8 protein-coding genes are annotated in these 11,895 nt (G+C 72.4%); 3 read left to right on the forward strand and 5 right to left on the reverse strand.

Going from position 1 to position 11,895, the window contains the following annotated elements; all coding sequences use genetic code 11:
* The first annotated feature begins 73 nt into the window (after positions 1–73).
* A complete protein-coding gene (locus D7X74_RS16740) occupies positions 74–610 on the forward strand; it encodes a metal-dependent hydrolase (protein ID WP_120533975.1) in 537 nt (178 codons plus the stop codon).
* A 9-nt stretch (positions 611–619) separates the two neighbouring features.
* Here D7X74_RS16740 and D7X74_RS16745 read toward each other — a convergent pair whose 3' ends face one another.
* On the reverse strand, positions 620–1,420 hold the full coding sequence (locus tag D7X74_RS16745; protein WP_120533976.1) for a glutaminyl-peptide cyclotransferase: 801 nt from the start codon (positions 1,418–1,420) through the stop codon (positions 620–622).
* A 67-nt stretch (positions 1,421–1,487) separates the two neighbouring features.
* Positions 1,488–1,949, reverse strand: coding sequence for a response regulator (locus D7X74_RS16750; RefSeq protein WP_120533977.1), 462 nt, complete (start codon positions 1,947–1,949; stop codon positions 1,488–1,490).
* Positions 1,950–2,440: 491 nt separating this feature from the next.
* On the opposite strand from D7X74_RS16750, the gene D7X74_RS16755 reads away from it, so the two are divergent.
* A complete protein-coding gene (locus tag D7X74_RS16755; protein ID WP_120533978.1) occupies positions 2,441–3,964 on the forward strand; it encodes a Do family serine endopeptidase in 1,524 nt (507 codons plus the stop codon).
* Positions 3,965–3,988: 24 nt separating this feature from the next.
* On the opposite strand, the gene D7X74_RS16760 is transcribed toward D7X74_RS16755, so the two are convergent.
* Positions 3,989–4,759 (reverse strand): hypothetical protein, encoded by a 771-nt coding sequence (locus tag D7X74_RS16760; protein ID WP_120533979.1) that lies wholly within the window; start codon positions 4,757–4,759, stop codon positions 3,989–3,991.
* A 9-nt stretch (positions 4,760–4,768) separates the two neighbouring features.
* A complete protein-coding gene (locus tag D7X74_RS16765; protein ID WP_120533980.1) occupies positions 4,769–6,433 on the reverse strand; it encodes a hypothetical protein in 1,665 nt (554 codons plus the stop codon).
* 421 nt (positions 6,434–6,854) lie between these two features.
* Between D7X74_RS16765 and D7X74_RS16770 the strand changes: the two genes are divergently transcribed.
* A complete protein-coding gene (locus D7X74_RS16770) occupies positions 6,855–10,775 on the forward strand; it encodes a serine/threonine-protein kinase PknK (RefSeq protein ID WP_199732817.1) in 3,921 nt (1,306 codons plus the stop codon).
* Positions 10,776–10,791: 16 nt separating this feature from the next.
* Here the strand turns inward: D7X74_RS16770 and D7X74_RS16775 are convergent.
* Positions 10,792–11,895: OPT/YSL family transporter (locus D7X74_RS16775; RefSeq protein WP_233602130.1), on the reverse strand; the 1,104-nt coding region annotated here is incomplete at its 5' end.

Consider the following 11,895-nt stretch of genomic DNA (forward strand, 5'->3'; position numbering starts at 1 on the left):
CTTCACCCCTGGCACGGACCTTCCGGGCCCGGGTGACGGCCGGATGTGAATCACCGTACGCTTCAGCACCTTCATGAATCCCATTGTCCACGCCGAACTGTCCTGGCTGCTGGCGCAAGGCCTGCGTGAGCGGCGCGACCGCATCCTCGTCACCTGCGCGGGGCTCGCACCGGACCTGGATGGACTGTCATTGCTCGCGGGGGAGGAGTTCTACGCGCGCTATCACCACGTCATCTTCCACGGCTACGTGGGAGCGCTCGTCACGATGACGGTCTGCGCGGCGCTGGCCCGGCGGCGCGCGGCCGTGGCGCTGCTGTCGGTGGCGGCATTCCATGGGCATCTGCTGTGCGACCTCGCGGGCAGCGGTCCCGGTTGGCCCATCCACTACTTCTGGCCGCAGAGCCTGAGGGAGTGGTTCTGGTCCGGACAGTGGAACCTGGCCTCGTGGCAGAACACGCTCATCGGGCTGGCCGCGACGCTGGCCTGTCTGGCGTGTGCCCTGCCCTTCCAGCGGACCGTGGTGGAGCTGTTCTCGCTGCGCTGGGACGCGGAGGTCACCCGGACGGTGCGGCGGCGCTTCTCCCGGCAGGGTGCCACCGGGGCGCCCTGAGGTCGGTCACTACGGCGTGGCGGCGGGCTCCAGCTTCACCTCGAAGAGGTCGGGCCACAGCTTGCCGGTGAAGAACAGGCGGCCGGTGCCGGGCTCCAGCGCGATGCCGTTGAGCACCGCCTCATAGCCGCGCGCCCGTCCGCGCTCCGCCTGCACCAGCGCCGACGCGTCGATGACCGCCAGCACGTGGCCCGTGGCGTAGTCGATCTTCAGGACGTGGTTGGCGTGCCAGACGTTGGCGTAGACGCCGTCCTCCGCGCACTCCAGCTCGTTGAGCATCTCCTGCGGCGTGCCCTGCAACGTCACCTTCACCTGGGACTTCACGTGGAAGTCCTTCGGGTCGTGGAAGCGCAGCGTGGACGTGCCGTCGCTGCGCACCAGTTGCCCCTGCCAGAAGCACAGGCCCCAGCCCTCGCCCTTGTACGCCACCTGCTTCTCCTGCACAGGCGTCGCGCCGCTCCACACGAACAGCGTCTCGTCCTGCCACGTGAGCTGGTACAGGCGCTCGCCGTCGCTGGCCAGCCCCTCCGGGAACACGCCCGGCAGGGCCTGGGTCCACAGCGGCGCGGTCTGCTCCAGGGAGATGCGCCGCAGGTCACCCTTCTCGCCGGTGCTCTCGTAGAGCTGGCCCTGGTGGAACTGGAGCCCCTGGGTGAAGGCCGTCGGGTCGTGCGGGTACGTGTGGACGATGCGCGCCACCAGCCGCTGGGGCACCGCTTCGGAGGATCCCGCGTCCGGCGTCTGACGCTGCGCGGGCGCGCACCCCAGGCACAGGAGCGACAACGACAGGGACCAGGGCATGCGGTGCATGGGCTTCCTTGCGAGGGTGCGGCTTCGCGAGCGGCGGCAAGCCTAGCGCGCCGCGCCCGGCCCCGCTTCAGCCCCGCGCCACTGCGAGCGCCGCCTCCACCGCGTCGCGCAGTTCGTCCAGTTCGAACGGCTTGTCGAGCACGTAGGCAGCCCCCAGCCGCTGAGCCTCGCCGTGCAGCTTCGCGTCGCCGAACGCGGTGATGAGGATGACGGGCGTGTTCCACTGCTCGCGGCGCAGGCGGGCGAGCACCTCCAGGCCGGTGAAGCCCGGCATGCGCACGTCGGTGATGATGAGGTCGGGCGCGCGGGACTCGTCCGCCGTCAGCCCGTCGATGAGGACGCGCACCAGGTCCGGTCCGTCCGACGCCTCCACCACCTCATAACCGCGCCGCACCAGCATCTTGCGGATGAGGGTGCGCATCTCCAGTTGATCATCCGCGACGAGGATGCGGGGGGCGCGCGCCGACACCGTCTTGGGGTCTTCCCAGGCCGCGGCGCGCGCGGCCCCTTCCGTCTGCTCGTGCACCATGGGAGGGATCTCCTGGAGGGTTGAAGGTGCGCCGGGCTGCTCGCGCGAAAGGACCTCGCGAAGCGCGAAGGCCCTTCCCGACACGACAGCGTCACGGCGGTGGGACGTTCCGGACCTGGAGCATCCGCCGTGCCACGTCCGCGCCCCCCGGGCCCTGGCGGAGGGGCGATGGGGCATGGGGCACGCTGCCCCCGGGCGAAATGCCCCGGCTGGGGCACTTTGCCCCGCCTCCGGGGGGCCTCCGGGGCACCGCTCCCCTCTGGGAGGGGTTCCGGGGGGCTTTGGCCCACGGGCTGCAATGAGGTCCGGGCGTCGGACCGGATGCGGGGCTTCCTCCAAGAGCTCCCTTCAGGCAGCTGGGCCACTGGTGGCTCCCGGTGTCGCTGGTGGAACGGGACCGCTGCCTCCTTCCCAGGGTGCCCACCGCATCCGGTTCGACTCTTTTCCCGCCCGGAAGGTCGCTTCCGGCGCCCACCCAAGGAGAACGCACGATGGTCCGCACCCTTCCGTCCCGCCGCCGCCTTGCCCGCGCGCTCGCGCTCACGCCCCTGGTCGCCCTGGGCGCCTGCAAGCCCGCTCCGGACACGGCGCCGCCCGAGCGCCCCACGCTGTCCCTGAAGACGGCCACCGCGCCCTCCGGCGCGAAGGTAGAGCCCGCCGTCTATTCACCCGCGATGGCCACGCCCGGCACGCCCGGCGCGCTCATGTCGCTGGCGCCGCTGGTGGACACGGTGAAGGGCGCGGTGGTGAACGTGGAGGTGCAGGCGAGAGCCCGTCCCGCGATGGGCGGCATGCAGGGCCTGCCCCCGGGGCTCGCCGAGCGCTTCGGCCTGCCGGGCGGACAGAATCCCTTCGGTGAGGGCGGCGGCGCACCGTCGAAGCAGGGGCTGGGGTCGGGCTTCGTCATCGACCCTTCGGGCCTGGTGCTCACCAACAACCACGTGGTGGAGGGCGCGGACACCGTCCGGGTGAAGCTGGAGGACGGGCGCTCGTTCGAGGCGGAGGTGTTGGGCCGCGACGCGCTCACGGACGTGGCGCTGATCCAACTGAAGGGCGTGTCCGGAAACCTGCCCTTCGTGAAGCTGGGCGACTCCGACGGCCTGCGCGTGGGCGACCCGGTGATGGCCATTGGCAATCCGTTCGGGCTGGCGTCGAGCGTGAGCGCGGGCATCCTCTCCGCGAGGGCGCGCGACATCCACGCGGGCCCCTATGACGACTTCCTGCAGACCGACGCGGCCATCAACCCGGGCAACTCCGGCGGCCCGCTCTTCAACATGCGGGGCGAGGTGGTGGGCATGAACACGGCCATCATCGGCGGCGCGACGGGCATCGGCTTCGCGGTGCCGGCCAACCTCATCCAGGCGCTGCTGCCGCAGCTCCAGGAGACGGGCGTGGTGCGCCGGGGCTGGGTGGGGCTGGCGGTGCAGGACCTCACGCCGGAGCTGGCGCGGGCGCTGCGCGTGGAGGCCGCGAAGGGCGCGGTGGTGGCCGGCGTGAGCGCGGGCGGCCCGGGCGCGAAGGCGGGCCTGCGCGAGGAGGACGTCATCACGTCGGTGGGCGAGCGCGCGGTGGACTCCGCCGGGTCGCTGACGCGCGCGGTGGCCCTGCTCAAGCCGGGCAGCGAGGTGAAGGTGAACCTGGTGCGCGGCGGCAAGGTGATGGAGGTGCCGGTGAAGCTGGGCACCCGTCCGACGCAGCGGGGCGAGGAGGAGATGACGCCCCGGGATGCGACGCCCGCGCCGCTGTCGAAGCGGCTGGGCCTGCGGCTGTCGGAGGCGCAGGACGGCAGCGGCGGCGCGCAGGTGGTCGCGGTGGAGTCCGGCAGCGCCGCGGAGCGAGCGGGGCTGGCGCCCGGCATGGTGCTCACGCAGGTGGGCGACCAGAAGGTGTCCGGCGTCGCGGAAGCCGCCCAGGCGCTGACGTCCGCGGAGCCCGGCGCCGCGCTGCTCCTGCGAGCGCGGGTGCCCGGTCAGGACGGGGCGCTGCTGCGTGCGATTGAAGTGCCGGCGCGGTAAGGCGCGCGGTGCCTCCGGGCGGGCTCAGGAGGAGAGCGCGCCCGGGTGGGGCAGGTCGGGCACGCGGCGGGGCATCGTGCGTGCCACCTGGTCGTAGAAGCACTCCGGCCCGAGGACTTCGCGGAGCTGTTGCTCCGCGGCCTCCGCGGCGGGAGTCATCGCGTCGGTGGGCAGGGTGTAGGGCTCCACGAGCACGATGCCGTCCGCGACCGTGCGCCGCTGGGTTTCGGGGACCGCGTTCAACCGGTCTCCGAACATCTCGATGAAAGGCGGACCGTAGAAGTTGCGCCAGAAGACTCCGGCGAGTCCTTCGCTGGGGTCGCGGACGGTCCACGTCCAGCGTTGCCCGATCCCCGAAGGCGAGGGAATGAACTGTTGGCACTTCCGGCCTTCGTCCTCGGAGGTCGCGGAGACGGCCAGCGGTGAATTGAACAGCTTCATCAGCGCCGTGACCTGATGAACGTGGTCGTCACGCCACTTCGCGTTCTTCGCGCGTGAAAGCGCGGCATCCCAGGTGAGTTTGCCCACATGAGGAGGACCGTCCGCCTTCCTGGCGGAGAACAGGAAGAAGTCACGGTCCGTCTTCGCCAGCACCATGAGGCTGCGGAACTCAAGGAAGCCAGCCACCAGGGTGTCGTAGTCGATCCGCCGAGGATCGATCTGCTCATTGTGAGAACGCGCAGGCTCGAACCACCGGTACTCCTCGAATGCGCTCTTGAGGAACGCGCGGACCGCAGCCTCAGAGGGAACGATGGGCGGCAGGCTGATCTTGGTCGTCAGATATTTCAACCGCACACGCGAGCCTCACGGGTAGGCGCCAACCAAGGCTTTGCCATTCTCTTCGAGCGCCCACAAGAACCGTTCGAGGGGAATAGTCAGCTGCGTCTGCCCCGCTGGATGCTTCGCGGAGCGGAAGTACACCTCGATATGGCCACCGTAGGCTCGGACGTATTCGAGCATGGCTTTGAGGTTGCCCGTGAGCGCCATCTCCGCGCGACCCTTGGCCTCCACGAAGTGGTAGGGCTGCCCCCACACGAGTTCCTTTGGATTGCCCTTCACCGCGTCCGGGACGAAGCCCTGGGCCTTGCTTCCGGGAGGCGGCAGCATCAACGCCGTGTTCTTCTGCTGGCCCTTGGACTTGAGCACGGCCTGCTCGAACTCGCTGCCCGCGCCCTTGTTCTTGATGACCGTCTGGTAGAGCCGCTCCCACTCCGGATCCACCGCGTACTGGATGCGGGGGTACTTCGACGGATGACGGAACTGATAGTCCACCCACGCCTGCGCCAGGTGCTCCGCGCTGCCCGGCACCAACCGCGTGCCCTCCGCCGTCACCCGCGAGCCCACCAGGGCCACGCGCTTGCCCTGGCCCAGCACGCGGCCCGCTTCCGCCAACGGGGACTCCAGCCGCTTCGCCACGGCTTGCAGCTTCGCCACGTCCTCCGCTGACACCGCATCACCGCGTGCCGCTGCTCGCAGCACCCGGCGGATCTCCTGCGCATCTTGCGGTGACAGGTGCTGCACCACGCGCTGCAACACCTGCACCTCGCGGAGGCTCCGGCCCGTCAACAGCGCCACCCGCTCCACGCCCTGCGCACCCTCCGACAGCAGGCGCCCCGACACCACCGGTAGCGCGATGCTCACCGCGCATAGCAACCGCTCTCCGCCAGTCAGCGGGTAGCCCAGGATGCTCTCCCCGAGCACCACGCCCTTCACATCCGCCACTTCCCCAGCGACGGGCAGCAGGCCTACCGCCATCTCCAGCACGAGTTCCTCCGGAGGAATGGCTGGAGGCTCCCGACGCGGATCCCACGTCGGGGGCGCGAGGCGGCCCGCTTCCACCGCCGACGCCAGCAGGCTGTCGCGCGCCAGCAGGTAGAGCGCCACTTCACTGGGGCTCTTGCGCACGAAGTCCGGATCCAGCGTGTGCGCGTAGGCCCAGTCGAGCACCGCCTCCACCAGCGCCCGCTGCGTCGCTTCGTACAGCGCGCTTTCGGTGAGCAGCCCGTCCTGGCCCAGCCTGCGGAAGTGCGCCCCGGCCAGAGCCTGTCCGCGCGCATCCGCCCAGCGGTGGTACTCCTCCAGCTTCGCCTCCACCTGCTTCGAGCGCACCGTCTCCGCACGCCGCTGCTCCGCATGCGAGACCTTCATCCGCAGGTACACCTCCAGCGGTGAATCCTCCGCCAGTTGCTCCTCGGTCCGCGCGATGGACCAGAGGAGCAGGTCGTTGAGCGCGGCGTGGCCCGCCTGACGCTCCGCCTCCTTCACCTCAGGCTTCTTCAGGAGCGCCCGCTGCTCGGTGATGAACGCGAGATAGCGGCCCAGCACCGCACCGCCCACGGTGCCACGGTGAGGCTCACGCGAAAGCCGTGGCGGCGAAGCGCTCTGGTAGCGCGCATACCCTTGCATCCCCACGGGCAGCTCACCGGCATGGACCGGGATAGCGCCCAGGAGTCCCATGAGGACCGTCACCCGCCCCCACGTGTGCCCGGACCTCCTGCCCCCACTCGGCGCCCGAAGCCTGCTCATGCACGTTCCTCCGTTTGAGCAGGGCTAGCAGGGAGTCCTGACATTCATGCCGCGACGCGGTGCGAAATGACGCAGCGGGTGCACAGCCGACCCGCGGTGCTGTCCGCTCGCGATGTCGGGTGTCGCGCGTTTCGCGGTGACGCCGTGCCTGGACGCCCTCCGGGCATGGAGGAACTTCTGATGAATCGTTCACGCGGATGCCGCCTGCCCCACCCCTGGGGTTCGGAAATCGTGGGGGCCCTGGCATAGAGTGGCGTCCGTGCCGCGCTGCCTCACATGCGGGCGGCGTTGGGAGGGCTCTCACGCGCCGTGCCCTCCCGGCGCTTCGCCCATCACCGTCCCGCCACCCGATGTCTCGCTGCTCGTGCCCGACGTTCCGGGCTATCGCTGCGAGAAGGTCATCGCGCGCGGAGGCTTCGGCGTCCTGCTGGCCGCGCACAAGCGCGCCCACGACGGCACCGAGGGTGAGCGCATCGCGCTGAAGCTGGCCCGCCCCGGCGTCATGCTCGCGGAGGCGCAGCTCGCCCGGGAGGCGGAGGCCCTGCGCGTCATCGGGCCGCCCACCGTGCCCGCGCTGTATGAGACGGGCACGCTTCCGGGCGGACAGCGCTTCCTCGCGATGGAGTTCGTGCCCCTGCCCACGCTGGCGGACTGGCTCGCGCAGGTGTCCGGGCCGCTGTCGCCTCAGGAGTTCTGGCCTCGGGCCAGCGCGCTGCTGGACGCGGTGGCCACCGTGCACGCGCATGGTCTCGTGCACTGCGACCTCAAGCCCGAGCACGTCTTCCTGGACGACGCCCACCGCCGGGCCCGCGTCTTCGACTTCGGGCTCGTGCAGCGCCCGGCCCCGGACGCGGCCGCCGACGGCACGCCCGAGGAGACCTCCTCCTTCGCCGGCACCGCCGAGTACATGGCCCCCGAGCAGTGCGCCGGCCACGCGGCCCTGGACGCCCGCACGGACGTGTACGCGCTGGGCATCATGCTCTACGAGCTCATCACCGGCCGGCCGCCCTTCTTCGGCGCCCTGTCAGAGGTGCTCCAGGCGCACCTGTCGCTGCGACCGCCGCCTCCCTCGGAGTACGCCCCGGTGGCGCCTCCGGTGGAGGAGGTCGTGCTGCGGTGTCTGGCCAAGGAGCCCGTGCGCCGTCCCCGCGACGCGGCCGCCGTGTCCCAGGCCCTGCGCGCGGCGTTGGACCACGCGGGCCAGTCCTCGGTGCAGCCCGCGCCCCGGGTCACCCTCACCGTCCTGCCCGAGGCGCGCCCCGCCCAGACGCGCCGCTCGGTGGCGGTGCTGTTCCTCGCCTCGCGCGCGAACCCCGTCGCGGTGCAGAAGGCGCTGGCCGCGTACGGAGGCCACATGGCCTTCACCGACGGCGCGCGCTTCGCGGGCGTCTTCGACCCGGACGTGGGGGAGAACCCCGTGCGCCGCGCCCTGCGCGCCGCCGAAGGACTGGCCGAGCGGGGACTCGCGCCGGCCGCGCACGTGGACGTGGCCACCGTCACCGTGCAGCGCCGACTGGACGGCGCGCCCCGCTACCTGAGCGCCATCTTCGCGCGCGAGGACCGCTACCCCTCCGTCCCGGAGACGCGCGGCCTGCTGCTGTCCCACGCCGCGGCGGAGGCCGTGCCGGAGGTGCCGTGCCTGCCGGTGCCAGGGCGTTCGGGGCTGATGCGGCCCGCGCCCTCGGGCGCCGCGCCCCGGCCGGATGTCACCGTGTTGCAGTTGGGCAGCGCGGTGCTGCTGGGCCGCGACGCGGAGCTGGAGAGCCTGCTGGACAGTGCGCGGGGCGCGGTGTCGGAGGCGGCGCCCACCATCGTCACCGTGAGGGGCGACCGGGGCCACGGCAAGAGCCACCTGGCCACGACGCTGGCGCTGCGCCTGAGGGCCACCCTTCCCCACGCCCGCGTCTACTCCATGCGCGCCCGCGAGCCCGTGCAGGGCGATCCAGAAGGCACGCTGCGCACGCTGCTGCGCGTCGCGCTGCACGGCTTCGACCGCGACGACACGGACACGCAGGAGGATGGCCGCACCGCCATCCTGGACCGGCTGGGTTCGCGGCTGGGCATGGAGCTGTGGCCCGGCGTGGCCGCGACGCTCGGGTGGTACGCGCCCGGCGGGCCGGAGCTGCACAGCTGGGCCGCGGCCCCGGGCGCCCTGCGCTCGCTGGCCCTGCGCGCCACGGGTGAGCTGCTGGCGGCGAGCGCCCGCGAGCGCCCCCTGTGCCTCGTGGTGGACGACGCGCACTTCGCGGAGGAGACGGCGCTGGACGCGCTGGAGTACGCGGCGCTCGCGGAGACGCGCGTGCCCCTGTGGGTCTGCGTGCTGGTGCGCCCGGGCTTCGAGCAGAGCCGTCCGTCCTGGGGCGCCCGCGCCGCGCGTCAACTGGAGCTGCCCCTGTCCGGCCTGACGTCGGCCGATGCGCAGGCGCTGTGCCGCGCGCTGCTCAAGCCGGTGGAGAACGTGCCCGCGCAGGCGGTGGAGCGCATCGTCGAGCGCGCGCAGCGCGTGCCCCTGTTCCTGGTGGAGCTGGTGCGCGGCCTCAAGCGCCAGGGGCTCGTGCGCCAGCGCTCCCCAGGCGGCAACTGGTACCTCGTCACCGACGAGCTGGACCGCGTCCCCGAGCTGCGGCTGGTCGAGTGGCTGGCGGACCGCGAGCTGGGCGCCCTGCCCCCGGCCCTGGCCGCGCATGCCCGCCTGTGCGCGCTGCTGGGCGCGGCCTTCACCGCGACCGCCGCGGACGGCGTGGTGCGCGAGCTGGAGCGCGACGGGGCCGCGTCGCAGTTCCCGCTGGACATGGGCCATGCGACGCGGCGGCTCCTGGATTCAGGGCTGCTGGTGGAGCACCGGCTGGAGGGCCTGAGCTTCCGCAACGAGCTGGTGCGCGAGGCCGTGGTCGCGGGGCTGCCCGCCGAGGAGAAGGCGCGCATCCACCACGCCGCCTACCGCCACTACCTGAGCCCGGCGGGTTCGCAGGAGCGCCAGCGGCTGGCCCGGCTCGCGCTGCACGCGGCGGCGGCGGGCCTGCGCGATGAGGCGGCGGCGCTGACCATCGACCTGGCGGAGTCCGCGCGCGGCCGTCACGCCTTCCTCGACGCGGAGGCGATGTACACGCGCGCCCTGGAGCTGCTCGACCCCGAGGACGAGCTGCGCTGCCTCACCGCGCTGCGGGGCCGGGGCCTGATGCGCTACCGCATCGGCCGGTACGAGGACTCGCTCACGGACTTCGCCATCGCGCGTGAGCGCGCCCGGGGCGTGGGGGATGCGCGCGCGGAGGTGGAGCTGCTGCTCGACGAGGCGATGGCGCTCGACTGGGTGAACGACTACGCGCGCAGCGAGGAGCGGGCCCAGGAGGCGCAGCACCTGTCGGAGACGGTGACGTCGCCCTACGTGCAGTCGCGGTTGCTGCTGGCGCTGGGCCGCGCGCAGTTCCGCAAGGGTGAGTGGCTGGATGCGCTCATGCCGCTGGAGGCCGCCGCGGAGCGGGCCCGGAAGCTGGGCGACGCGGGCTACGAGACGCTGGTGGTGGCGCTGCTCCTGATGGCGGTCATCCTCCCGAACCTGGGCGACATCGACGGCGCCGAGCGCGTGATGGACGAGGTCATCAGCGCGTGCACGGAGCGTGGAGACCGCTTCCACCTGGGCTCGGCCATCAACAACCGCCGCAACCTGTGGGTGGCGCGGCGGGATTTGACGCACGCCCTGAAGGACCAGGAGCGCTTCATGCAGTTGGGGCGCGAGCTGGGCGTGGTGGGCTGGGAGTACTTCGCCGAGCACAACATGGGCGAGCTGTACTACCAGGCCGGCGACGTGGAGGCCGCGGCGCCGCACATCGCCCGCGCCATCGTGCTGGAGCGCCGGCATCCAGAGGTGGCGCACCGTCCGTGGGCGCTGCTGCTCCAGGCGCGCGCCATGGCGTGGACGGGCCGGCACGACCGGGCCCGGGAGCTGCTCGCGCAGGTGCGGCAGACCATGGCGAACAGCCGGCACGGCGTGAACCTGAGCCCGTCGGAGGAAGTGCTCTTCTCCATGGTGGAGCTGGCTGCTCGCGACGCGACGGCGGAGGAGTGGCACGCGCTGCGCGAGCGCTCGTCGCAGGTGTCCGTGGAGCAGGAACCCCTCGAAGTGCTGGAGATGATGGGCCTCGCGGCCTGGCGCCGGAGCGACTTCGCGGAGGCGATGCTCGCGCTCGGGGAAGCGCTGGCGCGAGCGGCGCACGTGCCGAACCTGATGGAAGACCGCATCCGCCGCTCGCTGGAGCGCGTGCGGGACCTCACGCCCGCTGCGTGAGCGGTCAGGCGCTGCGCTACACCGACCGCTGAAGCGCCGTCGTGGCGGCGATGATGAGCCCCATCAACGACTCACCCACCAGCGCCCCGGAGCCCACCGCGGGCACCTGCGCGTCGGTGAGCTTCGGAGACCACCGCCGCGCAACCGCCGCCATCCCCGCGCCCAGGCACAGCGTCACCGCGAAGAACGCGGGCGTGATGAACCCGATGCCCATGGCCACCGGTGACGGCAACCACTTCGCCGCCCTGCCCCGCGAGGCCAGCGTCAACACCGCGCCCACCACGCACCCCACGAGCGCGCCCATTCCCGCGTGCGGCGGCAGTCCCGCGAGCCCTCGCACCGACACCTCCGCCACCGCGCGGAACTGCGCCGCCGCGGGCACCGGCAACGCGGCCGTCCCCAACCCGTACGCATCCACCAGCAACAGGTAGGCCGGCACCGCCACCACCGCGCCCACCGCCACACCCACCAGCTGCGCGGCGAGCTGCTTCGACGACGAGGCCCCCAGCAGGTGCCCCGCCTTGAGCGACCACAGGCTCACGCCTGTCTGCGCCGCCGCGCCCGCCACCACCGAACCCGCCGCCACGTTGGGCGCCAGCTCCCCAGGCCGCACGCCGCCGAAGACGACCTGCGTGAGGTTTCCCATCTGGCTCACCGGCGACACATCCGTCTGTCCCGCCCCGCGAGCACACACCGCGCACAGCGGCACCAGCAGCGCGAGCGCCAGCACCATCGACGGCACGCCCAGCCCGAACAACACCCCGCCCAGCACCACCGCCAGCACGCACGCCACCGCCGCCACGCCCAGCGCCCACCGGGGCAGGCCACCGCGGTTCGCGCCCACCGAACGCAGGTCCTTCGCCGCGCTCAGGAAGTCGCGCGCCTGCGCGCCGAGCGACACCACCGCCGCGCCCACCATCAGCCCCACCCCGGGCCACGCCAGCCACGCGGACAGCGGCCCATACTCCGCGCCCACGACGACCCCCGCGCCCAGGAGGACCGGCGCCAGCACGCCCCACGCCACTACCGCGCCCAGGAGCATGCTCAGGGCCAGCTGCAGCCCCGTCATCATCCCCCCGCCAGCAGCATGGGGCTCACGCCCACGCCCCAGGTCAGCGAC

The organism is Corallococcus sp. CA047B (assembly GCF_003612065.1).
Taxonomy (GTDB): domain Bacteria; phylum Myxococcota; class Myxococcia; order Myxococcales; family Myxococcaceae; genus Corallococcus; species Corallococcus praedator.

What these genes read in the sequence shown, in the direction of transcription:
- D7X74_RS16740 (WP_120533975.1), top strand. Translation starts at nt 74, where the DNA reads ATGAATCCCATTGTCCACGCCGAACTGTCCTGGCTGCTGGCGCAAGGC.
- D7X74_RS16745 (WP_120533976.1), bottom strand. Translation starts at nt 1,420, where the DNA reads ATGCACCGCATGCCCTGGTCCCTGTCGTTGTCGCTCCTGTGCCTGGGG.
- D7X74_RS16750 (WP_120533977.1), bottom strand. Translation starts at nt 1,949, where the DNA reads ATGGTGCACGAGCAGACGGAAGGGGCCGCGCGCGCCGCGGCCTGGGAA.
- D7X74_RS16755 (WP_120533978.1), top strand. Translation starts at nt 2,441, where the DNA reads ATGGTCCGCACCCTTCCGTCCCGCCGCCGCCTTGCCCGCGCGCTCGCG.